Annotated in this window: 19 protein-coding genes; 9 read left to right on the top strand and 10 right to left on the bottom strand. The window is 70.6% G+C overall.

The features are described 5' to 3' along the window. The first annotated feature begins 24 nt into the window (after positions 1-24). The 4 genes from ACWC1K_RS23385 (at position 25) to ACWC1K_RS23370 (ending at position 4,045) form a co-directional block, all read left to right on the top strand. Positions 25-1,017, top strand: coding sequence for an ABC transporter ATP-binding protein (locus ACWC1K_RS23385; RefSeq protein ID WP_450833918.1), 993 nt, complete (start codon positions 25-27; stop codon positions 1,015-1,017). Further along, positions 1,014-1,790 (top strand): ABC transporter permease, encoded by a 777-nt coding sequence (locus ACWC1K_RS23380; protein ID WP_450833916.1) that lies wholly within the window; start codon positions 1,014-1,016, stop codon positions 1,788-1,790. Before ACWC1K_RS23385 ends, ACWC1K_RS23380 begins: the two co-directional genes overlap by 4 nt. A 147-nt stretch (positions 1,791-1,937) precedes the next feature. After that, positions 1,938-3,173, top strand: a complete 1,236-nt coding sequence (locus ACWC1K_RS23375; protein WP_450833914.1) for an ATP-binding cassette domain-containing protein — start codon at positions 1,938-1,940, stop codon at positions 3,171-3,173. Next, complete coding sequence (locus ACWC1K_RS23370; RefSeq protein WP_450833912.1) at positions 3,170-4,045, top strand: ABC transporter permease; 876 nt, start codon at positions 3,170-3,172, stop codon at positions 4,043-4,045. The genes ACWC1K_RS23375 and ACWC1K_RS23370 overlap by 4 nt, the downstream gene beginning before the upstream one ends. A 7-nt stretch (positions 4,046-4,052) precedes the next feature. Here ACWC1K_RS23370 and ACWC1K_RS23365 read toward each other — a convergent pair whose 3' ends face one another. Beyond that, positions 4,053-4,394, bottom strand: coding sequence for an ATP/GTP-binding protein (locus ACWC1K_RS23365; protein ID WP_351474251.1), 342 nt, complete (start codon positions 4,392-4,394; stop codon positions 4,053-4,055). 220 nt (positions 4,395-4,614) lie between these two features. Between ACWC1K_RS23365 and ACWC1K_RS23360 the strand changes: the two genes are divergently transcribed. Further along, the gene (locus ACWC1K_RS23360; RefSeq protein WP_450833910.1) at positions 4,615-5,643 is read left to right on the top strand and encodes an LLM class flavin-dependent oxidoreductase; all 1,029 of its coding nucleotides are present in this window, start codon (positions 4,615-4,617) and stop codon (positions 5,641-5,643) included. An 84-nt stretch (positions 5,644-5,727) separates the two neighbouring features. Here the strand turns inward: ACWC1K_RS23360 and ACWC1K_RS23355 are convergent, their stop codons facing one another. Beyond that, positions 5,728-6,120, bottom strand: coding sequence for an SCO5389 family protein (locus ACWC1K_RS23355; protein ID WP_450833908.1), 393 nt, complete (start codon positions 6,118-6,120; stop codon positions 5,728-5,730). Between the two features lie 310 nt (positions 6,121-6,430). Between ACWC1K_RS23355 and nucS the strand changes: the two genes are divergently transcribed. Then, positions 6,431-7,102: an endonuclease NucS gene (nucS, locus tag ACWC1K_RS23350; protein ID WP_450833906.1), complete on the top strand. Its 672-nt coding sequence runs from the start codon at positions 6,431-6,433 to the stop codon at positions 7,100-7,102. 75 nt (positions 7,103-7,177) lie between these two features. Here the strand turns inward: nucS and ACWC1K_RS23345 are convergent, their stop codons facing one another. The 4 genes from ACWC1K_RS23345 to ACWC1K_RS23330 all read right to left on the bottom strand — a co-directional run bounded on the left by ACWC1K_RS23345 (position 7,178) and on the right by ACWC1K_RS23330 (position 12,031). After that, positions 7,178-9,703, bottom strand: a complete 2,526-nt coding sequence (locus ACWC1K_RS23345) for an ATP-binding protein (protein WP_450833904.1) — start codon at positions 9,701-9,703, stop codon at positions 7,178-7,180. A gap of 206 nt (positions 9,704-9,909) precedes the next feature. After that, positions 9,910-10,233, bottom strand: a complete 324-nt coding sequence (locus ACWC1K_RS23340; protein ID WP_030928603.1) for an STAS domain-containing protein — start codon at positions 10,231-10,233, stop codon at positions 9,910-9,912. 169 nt (positions 10,234-10,402) lie between these two features. After that, positions 10,403-11,251, bottom strand: coding sequence for a 3-hydroxyacyl-CoA dehydrogenase family protein (locus ACWC1K_RS23335; RefSeq protein ID WP_030928606.1), 849 nt, complete (start codon positions 11,249-11,251; stop codon positions 10,403-10,405). A gap of 138 nt (positions 11,252-11,389) precedes the next feature. Next, complete coding sequence (locus ACWC1K_RS23330; protein ID WP_450833902.1) at positions 11,390-12,031, bottom strand: TetR/AcrR family transcriptional regulator; 642 nt, start codon at positions 12,029-12,031, stop codon at positions 11,390-11,392. Between the two features lie 81 nt (positions 12,032-12,112). Between ACWC1K_RS23330 and ACWC1K_RS23325 the strand changes: the two genes are divergently transcribed. From ACWC1K_RS23325 to ACWC1K_RS23315, 3 genes are read left to right on the top strand one after another with little or no spacing between them, the layout of a single operon-like run. After that, positions 12,113-12,895: an ABC transporter ATP-binding protein gene (locus ACWC1K_RS23325; protein ID WP_450833900.1), complete on the top strand. Its 783-nt coding sequence runs from the start codon at positions 12,113-12,115 to the stop codon at positions 12,893-12,895. A gap of 7 nt (positions 12,896-12,902) precedes the next feature. Next, positions 12,903-13,652, top strand: a complete 750-nt coding sequence (locus ACWC1K_RS23320) for an ABC transporter permease (protein ID WP_450833898.1) — start codon at positions 12,903-12,905, stop codon at positions 13,650-13,652. 13 nt (positions 13,653-13,665) lie between these two features. Further along, entirely contained in the window at positions 13,666-14,238 is a 573-nt protein-coding gene (locus ACWC1K_RS23315) for a cob(I)yrinic acid a,c-diamide adenosyltransferase (RefSeq protein WP_450833897.1), read from the top strand. Positions 14,239-14,270: 32 nt separating this feature from the next. Here the strand turns inward: ACWC1K_RS23315 and ACWC1K_RS23310 are convergent, their stop codons facing one another. From ACWC1K_RS23310 to ACWC1K_RS23295, 4 genes are read right to left on the bottom strand one after another with little or no spacing between them, the layout of a single operon-like run. Further along, the gene (locus ACWC1K_RS23310) at positions 14,271-14,471 is read right to left on the bottom strand and encodes a hypothetical protein (RefSeq protein ID WP_450833895.1); all 201 of its coding nucleotides are present in this window, start codon (positions 14,469-14,471) and stop codon (positions 14,271-14,273) included. After that, positions 14,471-14,878: a hypothetical protein gene (locus ACWC1K_RS23305; RefSeq protein WP_450833894.1), complete on the bottom strand. Its 408-nt coding sequence runs from the start codon at positions 14,876-14,878 to the stop codon at positions 14,471-14,473. Before ACWC1K_RS23305 ends, ACWC1K_RS23310 begins: the two co-directional genes overlap by 1 nt. 54 nt (positions 14,879-14,932) lie before the next feature. Further along, the gene (locus tag ACWC1K_RS23300; RefSeq protein WP_450833893.1) at positions 14,933-16,396 is read right to left on the bottom strand and encodes an ATP-binding protein; all 1,464 of its coding nucleotides are present in this window, start codon (positions 16,394-16,396) and stop codon (positions 14,933-14,935) included. Beyond that, positions 16,393-17,088 (bottom strand): response regulator transcription factor, encoded by a 696-nt coding sequence (locus tag ACWC1K_RS23295; RefSeq protein WP_450833891.1) that lies wholly within the window; start codon positions 17,086-17,088, stop codon positions 16,393-16,395. Before ACWC1K_RS23295 ends, ACWC1K_RS23300 begins: the two co-directional genes overlap by 4 nt. Between the last annotated feature and the right edge of the window lies 1 nt (position 17,089).

The following is a 17,089-nucleotide window of genomic DNA, read 5'->3' as shown; positions in this document are numbered from 1 at the left end:
GAACCCCGGTCTTAGCGTGACTTCATGATCGAGCTCGAGGGCCTGACCAAGCGCTACGGCGAGAAACTGGCGGTCAACAACCTCACCTTCACCGTCAGACCCGGCATGGTGACCGGGTTCCTCGGGCCGAACGGGGCCGGCAAGTCGACGACCATGCGGATGATGCTGGGGCTCGACCGGCCCACCGCGGGGGACGTCCGGATCGACGGCAGGCACTACGACCACCTGAAGGACCCGCTGAGGTACATCGGCGCCCTGCTGGACGCCAAGGCCGTGCACGGCGGCCGCAGCGCCTTCAATCATCTGCTGTGTCTCGCGCAGAGCAACGGCATCCCGAGACGGCGGGTGGCCGAGGTCCTCGACACGGTGGGCCTCACGGCGGTCGCCAGAAAGAAGGCCAAGGGGTTCTCGCTGGGGATGGGGCAGCGGCTCGGGATCGCGGGTGCGCTGCTCGGCGACCCACAGATCCTGATGTTCGACGAGCCGGTCAACGGCCTCGACCCCGAGGGCATCCACTGGATCCGCAATCTGATGAAGTCCCTGGCCGCCCAGGGACGCACGGTCTTCGTCTCGTCCCACCTGATGAGCGAGATGGCGCTGACCGCCGACCATCTCGTGGTCATCGGACAGGGGCGGCTGCTCGCCGACACCTCCATGGCCGACTTCATCGAGCGGAACTCCCGCTCGTACATCCGGATCCGCTCCCCGCAGCGTGAACGGCTGCTCGACGTGCTGCACGAGGAGGGCGTCACCGTCATCGAGTCCGGCAGCGGGGCGCTGGAGGTGGACGGCGGCAAGGCCGAGCAGATCGGCGAGCTGGCCGCGCAGCACCAGATCGTGCTGCACGAGCTCAGCCCCCAGCAGGCCTCCCTGGAGGAGGCGTTCATGCAGCTGACCGCCGGGGCGGTGGAGTACCACGCGCACGCCGACCCTCCCCCGGAGAGGCGCTTCGAGACGCCCCCCGAGGCGTACCACCCGCAGCGGCAGCACTGGGGCGAGGACTGGAACAGGAGATGAGCATGGCGGCGATGCAGGTCGTACGGTCCGAGTGGACCAAGATCCGGTCGGTGGCGTCCACGGTGTGGACGCTCTCCCTCGCGGTGGTCGTCACCATCGCTCTCGGCATGCTGATCTCTGCGCTGTCCAGCCACCAGTTCGACAGGATGAGCCGGCAGGACCGGCTGACCTTCGACCCGACCTTCATCAGTTTCGCGGGCATGAGCCTCGGTCAGCTCGCGATGATCGTGTTCGGGGTGCTCGTCGTCTCGAACGAGTACAGCACCGGCATGATCCGCACCTCGCTGGCCGCCGTACCGCAGCGCGGCACCTTCCTGTTCAGCAAGATCGCCGTGGCGACCGGCCTCGCGTTCCTCGTCGCCATGGCGACCAGCGTCGTCACCTTCTTCCTCGGACAGGCGATGCTCGGCGCGCACCGCGCCTCGATCGGCGACCCGCACGTGCTGCGCGCCGTGATCGGGGGCGGCATCTACATGACCCTCATCGCGGTGTTCTCGATGGGCGTCGCCACGATGCTCCGCTCGCCGATGCTGTCGCTGGGCATCCTGATGCCGTTCTTCTTCCTGATCTCCAACATCCTGGGCAATGTCGACGCGACGAAGAAGATCGGCCGGTTCCTGCCGGACCAGGCCGGCAGCAAGATCATGCAGGTGGTGCCGCGGATCGGCGAGGACACCCCGTACGGGCCCTGGGGCGGTCTCGGGATCATGGTGCTGTGGGTGGTCGCGGCCCTCGCGGGCGGCTATGTGCTGCTGAAGAAGCGGGACGCCTAGCGCTCTGCCCGCATGTGGCTCCCCGCCGGGAAGCGGAGTCACGCTGCTTTACTTTCATTTGAGCGGAACCGTCAGCTCCTCGATATCCTCCTAACCCTTACGGGGGCGTGTGCCCCGCTGTCCTGAACCTTTCGATGGGTGCGGAGCATGATCGAGGCTGTAGGCCTGACCAAGCGCTACGGCGACAAGACCGCCGTGTACAACCTTTCCTTCCAGGTGCGGCCGGGTGCCGTCACCGGCTTCCTGGGCCCGAACGGCTCCGGCAAGTCGACGACGATGCGCATGATCCTCGGCCTGGACAACCCCACCGCGGGGCAGGTGACGATCGGCGGCTACCCGTACCCGAAGCTGCCCAACGCCCCCCGCCAGGTGGGCGCCCTGCTCGACGCCAAGGCCGTGCACGGCGGCCGGTCGGCCCGCAGCCATCTGCTGTGCCTGGCCCAGCTGTCCGGCATCCCGGCCCGCCGGGTCGACGAGGTGCTGGGCGTGGTCGGCCTCCAGGAGGTGGCCAGGAAGCGCTCCAAGGGCTTCTCGCTCGGCATGGGGCAGCGGCTCGGCATCGCCGCCGCACTGCTCGGTGACCCCCAGGTGCTGCTGTTCGACGAGCCGGTCAACGGCCTCGACCCCGAGGGCATCCTCTGGGTGCGCAACCTCATGAAGGCGCTCGCGGCAGAGGGCCGTACGGTCTTCGTCTCGTCCCACCTGATGAGCGAGATGGCGCTGACCGCCGACCACCTCATCGTGATCGGACGCGGACAGCTGCTGGCCGACATGAGCGTCAAGGACTTCATCTCGGCGAACTCCGCCGACTTCGCGCGCGTGCGTACGCCGGACACCGAGCCGCAGCTGCGCGAGAAGCTGACCTCCGCGCTCACCGAGGCGGGCGGGCACGTGCTGCCCGAGCAGGACGGCGCCCTGAGGATCACGGGACTGCCGCTCCCCCGCATCAGTGACATCGCGCACGACGCCGACGTACGCCTGTGGGAGCTGTCGCCGCACCAGGCCTCCCTGGAGGAGGCGTACATGCGGATGACGCAGGGCGCCGTCGACTACCGCTCGACCATCGACCAGAAGGCGGGGCTGCAGCAGCCGCTGCCGCCCGGGGTGCAGCCGCCGATGCCGGTGCCCGGGCAGGGCCAGCCCGACTGGTACGCCCCGCCGTCGCCCCAGGAGGGCGGGCAGCCCTTCGCCATGCCGCAGGGAGGGCCGGGCCCGTACGGCGCCGGGCAGCCGCCGACGGGCCCGTACGGCGCTCCGGGCGCCCCGAGCGCGGGTCAGCCCAACCCGTACGCCCAGCCGGCGCCCCAGGCGCCGGCCGCGCCGCCCCAGCCCCCCGCCTCCGCCGCCCCCGCCGACCTGACCAAGCCCGAGGACGCCCGATGAGCACCCCGCAGCCCCCGATGCCGCAGGCCGCCGCACCCGACTGGCAGGCGGCGGCGCACGGTTCTCCGTACCCGACCTACACCTCGCCGATCCCCGTCGTGCGCACCCACCTGGGGCACGCGATCTCCTCGGAGTGGACGAAGATCAGATCGGTGCGCTCCACGATGTGGACGCTGGGCGTGTTCCTGCTGCTCGTCGTCGGGATCGGGCTGCTGGTCGCCGTGCTGGTCGCCGCCAATCAGGGCGAGGAAAGCCTCAAGGGCCAGAACCCGTTGTCCTTCGGCGTGTTCGGGCTGCTCCTCGGCAGCATGTGCATCATCACGCTCGGCGTGCTGACCACCGCTTCGGAGTACGGCACCGGCATGATCCGCACCACGATGACCGCGTGCCCGTCACGCGCGCGCGTGCTGGCGGCGAAGGCCATCGTGTTCTTCGCGGTGGCGTTCACCGTCACGTTCACCGCGGTGCTCTTCGTCGCCGTCGTGGACGTCGCCATGCTGAAGGGCGCCAAGGACCCGTCCGGCGGCGAGTGGCTGAAGGGCACCTTCGGCATCTCGCTCTACATAGCGCTGCTCGGACTGCTCTCGCTGCTCGTCGGCTCGATCATCCGGCATTCGGCGGGCGCCATCACCATCATGATCGCCCTGGTGCTGGCGCCGCTGGTGATCGCGCTGTTCATGTTCTCGCAGGCCCTGGAGGACGTGCGCCAGGCCCTGTTCGACTACTCGATCCCGAACCAGCTCAGCGCGTTCTACACCAACACCCTGAGCGACACCGGCCCGACCGGCTGGGACCCGGTGTGGATCGCCCTCGGCGTGACGGCCGCCGCGTTCGCCGGCGCGGTCGCGCTGCTGCAGCAGCGCGACGTGTAAGCGAGCTTCAGAACTTCGGCGCGTTACGGGACCGCTGCACCCGCGTGGTGCGGCGGTCCTTCGCGTTCCAGCACGCCTTGTGCCAGTGGCGGCGCTCGTCGACGCCCGAGTGCTCGGGCCAGGCCACCACGTGCGGGACACCGGAGGGGATCATCTGGTCGCAGCCGGGGCAGCGGTACGTCTTGCCCTGCGCGCTGGCACCCGCCACGTGCCGCACGCTCCACTCCTCCCCCTGCCAGCTCTCGGTGGACTGCCAGCCGCCGTACCGGCCGGGTCGGTCGTCCTCGCCGCTCCGGCCGGACGTGCCCGACGGATCGGCACCCTTGGGTCGGTTGCGACGCGGAGACACGGGACACCTCACGGGGCTATACAGGAAGCACGGGCCGTGTCCAGCCTACGGGGCACGGACCGGGGTACGCGTAGACCACCGGCCGGCCCCCGTCCCCGCCGCGACCCCCCATTCTGCAGACAATCCGCAAATCTCTTTGCCAGGCCGTGTCCTCGGCACGTGTCAGACGGTTATGCGGGTGGGGGAGCTCCGCGTCGGAGCCAAGGAAGCAGGAAAAGCAATGCGCGTTGGAAGTTTCGTATTGGCGGCCCAGTTCCCGGGGCAGGGCCAGGGGGAGGCGCTGCACCGCGCGGTCCGCTCGGCCGAGGTCGCCGAGGAAGCGGGCCTCGACTCGGTCTGGCTGGCCGAGCACCACTTCGTTCCGTACGGGACCTGCCCGTCGGCGATCACCCTGGCGGCGTTACTCCTCGGCCGGACCCGCAGGCTCCGGGTCGGTACGGCGGTCACCGTGCTGCCCACCGCCCACCCGGTGGCGGTCGGCGAGCAGGCCGCGTTGCTGCACCTCACCTCCGGCGGGCGTTTCTCGCTGGGCGTCGGGCGCGGCGGACCGTGGGTCGACCTGGAGGTCTTCGGCTCCGGCATCAAGGCATACGAGGAGGGCTTCCCCGAATCACTCGATCTGCTGCTGCGCTGGCTGCGCGAGCCGTCGGTCGGGGCCGAGGGCGAGCGCTTCGGTTTCCGTGAAGTTCCCGTCGTACCAAGGCCGTCGGAGTCCCTGTCGGAGGTGGCGGGCCCGGAGGTGGTCGTCGCGTGCACCTCGCCGTCGAGTGTGCGGCAGGCCGCCGAGCGCGGACTGCCGATGCTGCTGGGCATGCATGTGGGTGACGAGGAGAAGGCCGAGATGGTCGCCCTGTGGCGGCAGCTCGCACGCGCCGCCGGGCACTCCGCGGAGGCGGTCCTGGGCGCGGCCCATGTCTCGGCCGGCGTCTGCCAGATCGCGGACCGGCGTACGGACGCCGTGGAGGCGCTGACGAAGGCGATGCCGGGCTGGCTGAAGCAGGGCCTGGAGGCACATGTCACGGTGGACGGCCGCACCCGGCAGATGCGCGATCCGCTGGCGTACACCGAACTGCTCTGCGGACTGCACCCGGTGGGCACCCCGCGCCTGTGCGCCGACCGGCTCGCGGCGACCAGCGAGCGGACCGGCATCTCCCGCTTCGCCCTGCTCGTGGAGGGCTCGGGAGACCTGGCGGCCACCGAGGAGAACGTACGGCGGCTGGGCGCCGAGGTGCTCCCGCACCTCGGTTGAACGGGCCTGCCCGGCTGCGGAGCTTGCCGCCCCAGTACTGAATGCACCTCCCGCGTACGGAGCGGCAAGCAAGCGGCATGCTCCTCAGCAGTCCCGGAACTCCGGGGACTGGTTGAGCAGCTGACTGCGGACCGAGGTGAAGCGGGCCAGCGTCTCGTCGACCGAGGCGTCCCATGGGAACACCGCCACCCGGTGGCAGTTCTGGAAGGCCAGCCGGACACCGAAGTGCCTTTGCAGCGCGCCGCGTATCGCGTCACTCGCGAGCGCACGCAGCAGCTGTCCGCGTGCCTGCTCGTCCGGCGGAGGCGTCTGGTTGTCGGCGAAGTTGCCACCGTCGACCTTCAGCTGGGCCACCAGGGAGCTGATCATCTCCCATGCGTAAGGCAGGGAGGTCCGGACGCAGTCGACGAATTCTGCTTCGTCGACCTCGCCTCGCTCGGCCTTCTCGAGTAGGGCCGGTGAGACGTCGAGCGACATGGGTTCTCCTCTCGCACCCCCGTGGTCGACAGGGGTTGCCGGACAGATGAGGGAGTTCGCGATACCGAACACGCTGAGTACTCGTCTCGCGACCTCCCGTTTCTACGGTAAGCAACGGACGGTGACCGCACCAGGAAAATGCGTACATGGAGAACCCTCTTTGGGCACACAATCAGCCACGAATGAACAGGGGTTGTCTCGGGTCTTCCAGGACAACAAGGGCGGCCCGCAGTGCCTCGTTCGAGGGTGGTGGTGGGAGACGGGAGGGCGAATCGCGTCGACCATCATCCGTCGAGTAGCGTTGCCGACCATGCGTCTCGTCATTGCCCGATGCTCCGTGGACTACGCGGGCCGGCTCACTGCCCATCTCCCCTCGGCGCCCCGCCTGATCCTGGTGAAGGCCGACGGCAGCGTCTCCATCCACGCGGACGACCGCGCCTACAAGCCCCTGAACTGGATGTCCCCGCCCTGCACCCTGAAGGAGGGCGCGGGCGACGACGAGGGCGTCTGGACCGTCGTCAACAAGGCGGGCGAGAAGCTCATCATCACGATGGAGGAGATCCTCCACGACTCCTCGCACGAACTGGGCGTGGATCCGGGCCTGATCAAAGACGGCGTGGAAGCACACCTTCAGGAGCTCCTCGCGGACCGCATCGAGACGCTCGGCGACGGCTACACGCTCATCCGCCGCGAGTACATGACGGCCATCGGCCCGGTCGACATCCTGTGCCGGGACGCCGAGGGGCAGACCGTCGCGGTCGAGATCAAGCGGCGCGGCGAGATCGACGGCGTCGAGCAGCTCACCCGCTACCTCGAGCTGCTGAACCGCGATCCCCATCTCGCCCCGGTCCGCGGCATCTTCGCGGCCCAGGAGATCAAGCCGCAGGCCCGCGTCCTCGCCACGGACCGCGGAATCGGCTGCGCGGTGCTGGACTACGACGCCCTCAGGGGCATCGAGGACGACAAGCTGCGGTTGTTCTAGCCTTCGGCTCCATTGCTACGACGAAGAGGGCCGGGTCCGTGGAGACGGACCCGGCCCTCTTGTGTACTCAGGGCGTCACATCACCGGGGTGGAGCTGCTGCTCTGCGGTGCACTCGCCGAACTGGTGGTCGACGCCGGGGCGCTGGACGCCGGGGCGCTGGAGGCCGGGCCGCTGGCCGACGTGGATGTCGTCGGGGACGACGGCGGCGCCGAGGTCGGCGTGGGCGTCGGGGAGGGAGACGACGGAGGCGTGGACGACGGAGGCGTCGTCGGCGGCTTGGTCGTCGGGCTCGACGACGGTGGCTTCGAAGTCGCCGTATGCGAAGGCGAGCTCGACGAACCGCCCCCCGATCCCTTCGTACCGCTCGGCTTGTCCGACGGCTGAGCCGTGCTCGACGGCGGCGTCGGGTCGTCCGAGGTGCCGTACGTACCGTCGGGCCCCGGGTCCGTCGGGCGGCTGGTCGCGGTGCCCGTGTCGCCGTTGCCGGAGTCCTTCTTCGGCGTGTCGGCGCCCAGGCTGCCGTCGTCGGTGCCCTGGCTGGCGGACGGGTTGACGCCGACGTTGTCGGAGGGGTTGTTGGCGTCGTTGTTGGACGTGGCGCCGAGTGTCACGACGGTGCCGAGCACGGCGGCGAGCAGTGCGCCCGCGCCGGCCGCGACGAGGTTGCGCCGGGCGAGGCCGCGGATGCCGCCGCGGTGGCTCTTGGCCGGGGGACCGGACATGGCCCGGTTGACGACGATGGTCGAGGTTTCGCCGGACGAAGGCGGCGGGCTCGCCAGGAACGCGGCCGGCACTCCGCCGGGCGGCGACTGGGACTCCTCGTAGCGTGCGTCCGGGACCTCCTCGCCCGCCGTCGAGCCGAGGCCCGGCGTGGTGCCGGAGCGGTCGGAGACCAGGGCGAGGGCGCGCCGGCCCGCGACCGTGCCGCGCTTGTCGGCGAGCGCGCCGCGCAGCCCGATGGAGGACTCCAGCTCGGCGCGGGCCCGGTCGAGCTGTCCGCCGCAGAGCGCGAGGATGCCCAACTCGTGGTGGAAGTAGGCCTGTTCGGACACCTCGCCGGCGAGCCGGGAGGCCTCGGCCCCGGACCGCAGCGCCCGCTCCCAGGCGCTCCAGTGCAGGCCTGCGGCGAACGCGGGCGCCGCCGTGCGGGCCAGCCGGACGGTGATGCTCTCCTCGTCCTCGGCCGGCGCGGTCGTGCCCGGCACCAGGACGCCGAGCGCGGCGAGCAGGGCGTCGGCCTCGGCGCACACCCGCTCCGGGGTGACCGAGGGGTGCCCCGCCCACCAGGTGTAGTGCTGGGCGGCGGCCAGGGCCTGCGCCTCGATGTCGTCGCCGTATCCGGCGGCCTCGAGTTGGGTGAGGACCCCGGCGGCGAGCCGGTAGCGGGAGCCGACCGCGGAGACCAGTCCGCAGGAGGCCAGTTCGCCGAGGGCGGCGTCCGCATGGGTGTCGCCGACCAGCGCGGGCAGATGTGCCTGGTGCGGCACCTCGCCGCCGAGCGCGACGGCGAACCGCAGCGTGGCGCGCGCCGAGGCACTGAGCCGCGAGGCCAGCAGCGGCGCGGGCGCGGCGGCCTCGCCGAGCGACGGCAGGGGCAGGTCGTCGCCGTCCTCGGTGTCGAGCGAGGCGTCGAACGGCGCGTCCGCGGGGATCGCGTCCTCGAACACGCCGAAGGCCTCGACGGCGCTGGTCCCGGCGCGCTGCTGGTCGCGCTGGCGCAGCAGGGCACCGGCCTGGACGAAGCGCAGCGGCAGGCCCTCGGACTCGAACCAGAGGTCGCCGGCCCAGTTGGCCTCCTCCTCCGTCAGCACCCGGCCGACGGCGCGCTCGATGAGCTCCACGCCACCCGCACGGTCGAGACCGCCGAGGAAGACCTCTTCGAGGGTGGAGTCGGCGGAGGGCGCGGGCACCTCGGGCGTGGCGCCGATCACGAAGGCGCACTCGGGCGTCGCGTCCAGCAGCTCGTCGAGACCGGCGCCGCCGAACTCGACGTCGTCGAGGACGACGACCGCCCCGATCTCCCGGACCAGTTCGAGCAGTTCGTCCCGTTCCGGGCGGTGCAGGGGCGCGTTGTAGACGGCGTAGAAGAGGTCGTACAGCAGGTCGCTCGCCGTGCGGTGGAAGCCGCTGAGGCGGACGACGCCGTCGGGGGCCAGGTCCGTGCAGTCCTCGGCGACCAGGTCGAGGAGGGCGGTACGGCCGGAGCCGGCGGGGCCGGTGAGGCGCACGGAACGGCCGCGGGCCAGCAGCCGGACCAGCCGCTCGCGCTCGTCCTGGCGTTCGAGGAGGTGCAGCGAGGGCCGGGCCGGTCCCGGCGGGACGGGCGGCTTGGCCGCGCGGTTCACCTCGGCACGCTCGGCCGCCGTGAACTTCTCGGGCCGCCCCGGGCGCTCGCCCGGCGGGCAGGCCTCTATCTCACTGCCGTCGACGGGGTTGACGGTGAGCAGGTAGTCGCCCGTGACGAGCTGCACCGTGCGCGCGAGTGCGGGCGAGTGCTGGCCGAAGTCGGGTGTGAGAGGGTCCCTGGGCGGGCGCTGGCGCGGCGCGCTGCCGTCGCCTTCATGGCCGTACTCCTCGGGTCCCTGCGTGTTCGGGTCCATAGGTTCAAGCCCCCCAAAAGCGTCGTGTGTGCCTCGAGCCCCTCCCGGCCTTGCTGCACACCGCGCTGTCGCTTCTGGTCCGGACCCGCTTGCAGGGATGTCAGGCAGCGGGCGACCGAACCCTAAACCTTCGCTCAGTATCTACGACAGTCCGGAGTACCGCGCCGTGCGAGACGTCACAGTCTCGTGAGGATCACACTGACGGGTCACACGCGGGGCAGTGACTCCACCCCGATGCCGCCCTCGATCGCCAGGATCCGGTGCAGCCGGGTGGCCACCAGCAGACGCTGCATCTGCGGCGGAACGTCGCGCAGCACCAGGCGCCGGCCGCAGCGGCCGGCCCGCCGGTGGACGCCCATGATCACCCCGAGTCCGGTGGCGTCCCAGGAGTCCAGTTCGGACAGGTCCAGCACCAGGTCGCCGACTCCGTCGTCGACGGCCGAGTGCAGGACCGTACGGGCGTCCGCCGCGCTGCGGACGTCGAGGCGGCCCCCGACGACCAGCTCGGCGTGGTCGCCCCTGATGTACATATGCGCTCCCCGAGAGTGCGGTGACGTACTCCGTGACGGTGGCTGTGCAACGTCTGACTGCTTCAGCGGCGACCAGGTTGCCGTCTGTAAGCGAACCGATACCGAATTCACCCCCGCGGGTGATACCCGCGGGGCCTGTGCGGTTTCAGTGGCTGTACGTACTGATGTGTCAGTACGTGTAGAAGCCCTGCCCGCTCTTGCGCCCGATGTCACCGGCGTCAACCATCCGGCGCATCAGCTCCGGCGGCGCGAACTTCTCGTCCTGCGACTCGGTGTAGATGTTGCTGGTGGCGTGCAGCAGGATGTCGACGCCGGTCAGGTCCGCCGTGGCGAGCGGTCCCATCGCGTGGCCGAAGCCCAGCTTGCAGGCGAGGTCGATGTCCTCGGCGCTCGCCACGCCCGACTCGTAGAGCTTGGTCGCCTCGACGACGAGGGCGGAGATGAGACGGGTCGTCACGAAGCCCGCCACGTCGCGGTTGACGACGATGCAGGTCTTGCCGACGGACTCGGCGAACTCCCGCGCGGTGGCGAGGGCTTCGTCGCTCGTCTTGTAGCCGCGGACGAGTTCGACGAGCTGCATCATCGGCACCGGCGAGAAGAAGTGGACGCCGACGACCCGCTCGGGGTGCTCGGTGGCCGCCGCGATCTTGGTGATCGGGATCGCGGAGGTGTTGGAGGCGAGCACGGTGTCCGGGCGGACGATCTTGTCGAGCGCCCGGAAGATCTCGTGCTTGACTTCCAGTTTCTCGAAGACGGCCTCGACGACGACGTCCGCGTCGGCGGCGGCGTCCAGGTCGGTGGTCGCGGTGATGCGGCCGAGGGCGGCGTCGGCGTCGTGCGCCTCCAGCTTCCCCTTGCTGACGAACTTGTCGTACGAGGCCTTGATGCCGTCGGTGCCACGCTTCAGCGCTTCGTCGGTGACGTCGCGAAGGACCACGTCCCAGCCCGCCTGGGCGGAGACCTGGGCGATGCCGGAACCCATCAAGCCGGCGCCGATGACGGCGAGCTTCCGTGCCACGTTTACGACTCCCCTTTGAAACGCCTTACACACCGTTTATGTCTGCCTCTTCGGCGGACCTTAGCGCCCGTGAGGTGCTGTGTGACCGGTAAGTAATGCGCGTCACGTCTCATCTGACGGACATCACACCGGGGCGGGTCATTCCGTGCCTCGGACGGCGTAGTTGAGCACCTTCTCGCCCAACAGCTCCTCGATGTCGTCGAGGAGGACCAGCACCTCTCGTGATACTTCGCCCGGGTTGCGCCCCTTGACCATCTCGCGGCCGATGACGCCCATCACACAGCTGTGCACCCAGCTGAGCTGACCTGCGATCAGATGCGGCATGGGGTCGTCGTCTCCCGCGCCGGTGTCCTCGCGCAGAGCCTGTTCGAGATTGGCCTGAACCTCCTGCCCGATCGCCCACAGCCGGGAGCGAAGGGCGGGTGCGTTCTCGATGACGCGCATGAAGGTGGCGTACCCCGGGATCAGCCCGACCCTCGGTGAGACCGCCTCCACCTCCTCACGCAGCTCCCGCAGCACGGCGGCCGCGGCGGACTCCCCCTTGTTCCGGCCCCGGACCCAGCGGGCCATCCGGTCGACCATGCCGACGGATCGGTCGAAGAAGAGGTCCTCTTTCGCCGGGAAGTAGTTGTAGACGGTGTTGACGGAGACGTTCGCGGCCTCGGCGATCTCCGCGACGGTGACCGCGTCGAAGCCGCGCTCGACGAACAGCCCGGTGGCGACGTCCGAGATGTACTGCCGGGTCTGCCGCTTCTTCCGCTCCCTGAGCCCCTCTGCCATGTCCGAATCCTAGCTTTCGCTGGGCCCACTGAAAACTTGGGGACATTGCAAAATTGGTGATCCCCTGTTTTTCTGTAGGGCATGGCAGTCATCAGCGCGGCCGGACTGGCCCGCACCTTCCAGACCAAACGCGGCCCCGTCGAGGCCGTCCGCGGTATCGACCTCACCGTCCGCGAGGGCGAGATCCTCGGCTTCCTCGGGCCGAACGGGGCCGGCAAGACCACCACCCTGCGCATGCTCACGACGCTGCTCGCCCCGACTGGCGGCGCGGCCACCGTCGCAGGCCACGACCTCGCCGCCGACCCCGCGGGCGTACGGAAGGCCTGCGGTTACGTCGCCCAGTCCGGCGGGGTCGACGCGCAGATCAGCGTGCGGGAGGAACTGGTCACCCAGGGCCGCCTCTACCGCCTGCCGAAGCCCCAGGCGATCGCACGCGCGGAGGAGTTGGCCCGCGACCTAGGCCTCACCGAGCTCCTCGACCGCAAGACGTCCGCGCTCTCCGGCGGCCAGCGGCGCCGCCTCGACATAGCGATGGCCCTCACCCACCGCCCGAAGGTCCTGTTCCTCGACGAGCCGACGACCGGGCTGGACCCCGGCAGCCGCGCCGACCTGTGGGACCTGATCCGCGGCCTGCGCGACGAGCACGGCACCACGGTCTTCCTGACCACCCATTACCTGGACGAGGCCGACGCCCTCTCCGACCGTCTGGTGATCGTCGACAAGGGGGTGGTGGCGGCGGAGGGCACGCCGAGCGCGCTGAAGCTGCAGTACGGCGGCTCGATCGACGCGACGCTCCAGGACACCTTCCTCTCCATCACCGGCCGCGATCCCTCCCCGGCCGACGCCGCCCCCGTAGCCGTATAGGAACCCGATGCTGCTTCACGACACCGCACTGATCTACGGCCGCTACCTCCGCCAGTCCCTGCGTTCCCGCTTCGCGCTGCTCTTCGGCCTGCTGATGCCGCTGCTCTATCTCCTCTTCTTCGGACCGCTGCTGACGGGCCTGCCGCTCGGCGGGCGGGGCAGTTCCTGGCAGCTGCTGGTGCCGGGGCTGCTGCTTCAACTCGGGCTTTTCGGCGCCTCGTTCGCGGGGTTCTCGATCATCATCGAGCAGGGCCAGGGGGTGGTCGAGCGGATGCGAGTGACCCCGGTCAGCCGCCTCGCGCTCCTGCTGGGCCGTGTGCTGCGCGAGGCCACGGTGTTCGTCTTCCAGGCGGTGCTGCTGGTGGTCGCGGCCGTGGCGATGGGGCTGCGGGCGCCGCTCGCCGGGATCCTGATCGGCTTCGGGTTCGTCGCCCTGCTCACCGTCTCGCTCGGCTCGCTGTCGTACGCGTTGGCGATGAAGGTCCACACCCCGCAGGAGTTCGGGCCGCTGATCAACGCCATGACCATGCCGTCGATGCTGCTGTCCGGACTGATGCTGCCCATGTCCCTGGCCCCGGTCTGGCTCGACGTGCTCTCGCACTTCATGCCGTTCCGCTATCTGGTGGACGCGGTGCGAGACGCCTATGTCGGGGCGTACGCGACGGATCACATGCTCTACGGGGTGCTGATGGCCCTCGCCCTCGCAGGACTGGCCGTGACAGTGGGCACACGCGTGTTCCGGACGGCCGGAGCGTAACTACGCTGGTCACATGGTCAATCTGACGCGCATCTACACCAGGACCGGCGACCAGGGCACGACCGCCCTCGGCGACATGAGCCGGGTCGCCAAGACCGATCTGCGGATCTCCGCGTACGCGGACGCCAACGAGGCGAACGCGGTGATCGGTACGGCGATCGCGCTGGGCGGTCTTGAGGAGGAGATCGTCAAGGTCCTCACCCGTGTCCAGAACGACCTGTTCGACGTGGGTGCGGACCTGTCCACGCCGGTCGTCGAGAACCCGGAGTTCCCGCCGCTGCGGGTCGAGCAGTTCTACGTCGACAAGCTGGAGGCGGACTGCGACCGCTTCAACGAGCGGCTGGAGAAGCTGCGGTCCTTCATCCTGCCGGGCGGTACGCCGGGGGCCGCCCTGCTGCACCAGGCCTGCACGGTCGTACGGCGGGCCGAGCGCTCGACCTGGGCCGCGCTGGAAGTGCACGGAGAGGTCATGAACCCGCTGACGGCGACCTATCTGAACCGCCTGTCGGATCTGCTGTTCATCCTCGCCCGTACGGCCAACAAGAACGTCGGGGACGTGCTGTGGGTGCCGGGCGGGGAACGCTGAGCCACAGCGCTCCCCGCCCTTCCCCCCTCTTCTCAGCGGTCCGAGTTGTCCCGAGCCGCGTCCTGGTCGGCGCGGGCGACCGCGGACTCGGCGGCGGCCACCTTCTTCTGCATCTCCGAGTAGCCGGACGGGGTGGCCGGTGCCTGCTGCGACGCCGTGCCGCCTGTGTGGGTGCAGCCCGCGGTGAGTGCCGCGAGGACGGCGAGCGAGGCGGCCGCGGTCTTCGGACGCATCAGCTCGCGCCCTCGTTGTTGTCCTTGCACCAGGTCCGGACGTCGGCCAGGTCCTTCTGCCGTTGCCGCAAGGTCGTCACCAGGGACTTGCGGAAGGTCAGCCGGTCCTGGAGATACGTGGCGATCTCGTCGTGACCGGCCGCCTCGGCGTTGTCCACGCGCTGCTGCAGGCGCGCGATCGAGCCGCGCCTGTCCGCGCCCGCGTTCAGCCGCTTCAGTGCGCGGTCGATGCGGTGGTCGATCTTCGGCGCCCGCTTGCAAAGAGCCTTCGCGCCATCACCGGTCGGCGTGGCGGCGGGGGCGGGTGTGGTCGTGCCGGCGGCCGTCGCCGCGCCGGTGCCGGTCGCCAGCAGTGCCGCGGCGGCCAGCCCCACGAGGAGGGTGCGCCGCCTTCGTCGTACGTACATCGTGAGCCTCCGTTCCGCGGACGGCCCCCTTCGTCCGTCCGCTCCCGGTGGAGGCTAGGGAGCGTCTTTGGGGAAACTCTGTGACCGGTTTGTCCCTGCTGTGCCGATCAGCCAGTCGCGGTGGGCGGGCAGGGTGCGAGCGGCTCTCGGCAGCCGTACCTCGAAGCGGGTGCCGACGCCGGCCGGGCCGTCGGCGACCGTGACCGTGCCCTGGTGGAGCGCCGTCTGCTGCGCGACCAGCGTCAGGCCCAGACCGGAGCCCGAACTGCCGGGCCCGCGGGCGAACCGTTCGAAGATCCGGCCGCGCTCCTCGAAGGGCACGCCCGGCCCGCGGTCGTCGACGGTGATCACGACCTGCTCGCCCGCTCCCCGCACTCCGACTTCCACACTCGCCCGGTCGTCCTCGTCCCGGCCGTGGGCGAGGGCATTGGCCAGCAGGTTGTCGAGGAGGAGCCGTAGACCGGGTTCCCAGCCGTGGACGGTGAGCCCGGGTGCCGCATCCAGCATGATGCCCGCGTCGGGCGCGCGGCGTCGGGCCTCGGCGACCGCCGCATCCGCCACCTCGGCGAGGTCCACCGTCCGCAGCGCCTCCGCCTCCACCAGGTCGCCGCGCCCGAGTTCCCGCAGCATCACCAACAGGCCGAGCAGCCGGGCGTGTTCATGGCGCAGGTCGGTGAGGACCTCGGTGCGGTCGGGCTCGGGGAGGTCGGGGTGGGCGGCGAGGATGTCGAGGTTGGTGCCCATGCTCATCAGCGGGGTGCGCAGTTCGTGCGAGGCGGCCGCGGAGAAGGAACGGGCCGTGTCCAGCGCCTCCGCGGTACGAGCGGCCTGTTCGTCGTAGCGGGCGAGGACCGTGCGCAGGGTGGCGGCCAGTTCGTCGACCTCGGTGACCCCGCTCGGCTCCTCGGGCAGCCGGGCCGAGCTGGTGCGCGGGTCGAGTCCGGCGGTACGGCGGCCCAGCCGCCGCAAGGGACCGCTCGCGCCGGTGGCGATACCCCAGGCGAGCAGGCCGGCCAGGGGTGCCGCGAGCACGGAGGTCACCACCACGCGGCGCCGTACGAGACGGAGTTGGGCCTGGTCGGCTGCGTTGGGCGAGAAGACCCAGAGGGTGCCGGAGCCGCGGGCGGTGGTGATCGGCACGGACAGCGCACGCCAGCTGGTGCCGCCGTCGCGGACCGTGACCGGCCTGGTCGCGCGCGCCGGGAGCGGCACCGAGGCGTCCGGCTGCGGGCCGCCGCTGAAGGTGGCGTCCGGTCCGATGACGCGTACGCCCACGTCGAGGGCGGCGCTGTAGAGGAGCCGTTCCCTGTTGTCGGCGGCCTTGGGCCGGTTGTTGGCGCTGGCCCTCAGCAGAGCACGGGCGTCCTGGGCGACGGCTGTGGCGCGGGTCCGCAGATGGTCGTCCTCGGCGCCGTGCAGATCGTGGTTGACCAGCTGCAGCAGCAGCCAGCCAGAGGCCAGCACGAGCAGCGGCACGGTGACTCCGACGGCTAGCCCGATGCGAGTGGAGAGCCTCACGACGACTCGTCCCGCAGCACGAACCCCACCCCGCGCACGGTGTGCACCAGCCTGGCCCGCCCGTCCGCCTCCAGCTTGCGCCGCAGATAGCTGACGAACGTGTCGACGGCGTCGGTGCGCACGTCGAAGTCGTAACCCCACACGCGTTCCAGCAGCTGGTCCCGGGTGAGGACCAACCCGGCGTTGCGGGCGAGGACTTCGAGGAGTTCGAACTCGCGGCGGGTCAGCTCCAGCGGCCGGCCGTCCCGCTCGGCGGTGCGGGCCGCCGGGTCGATCACCAGGCCGGCCACCCGCAGCACCTCGCCCGCGGGCGGCCTTCGCCGCAGGAGCGCGCGCAGCCGCAGCACCAGTTCCTGCAGGGCGAACGGCTTGACCAGGTAGTCGTCGCCGCCCGCCTGCAGCCCGGCGATACGGTCGGCGGTCTCGTCGAGCGCCGAGAGCATCAGGACGGGAAGATCCCGGCCGTCCTCGCGAAGCCGTTCGCACACCTCGATACCGCTCATGCCGGGCATCGACACATCGAGGACGAGCACGTCCGGGGGCGTCTCCTCGACGACCGCGAGCGCCTCCCGGCCGCCGTCCGCGGTACGCACCCGGAAGCCGCTCAGCCGCAGTCCGCGTTCCAGCGAACGGCGGATGGCCGGGTCGTCGTCGACGACCAGTACGGCTCCGGGACTGCCCTTCTCGGTCATG

This window comes from Streptomyces sp. NPDC001492 (assembly GCF_053597275.1).
Note: the sequence above shows the minus strand (reverse complement) of the source record. Positions and strands in the feature narration are given on the sequence as shown.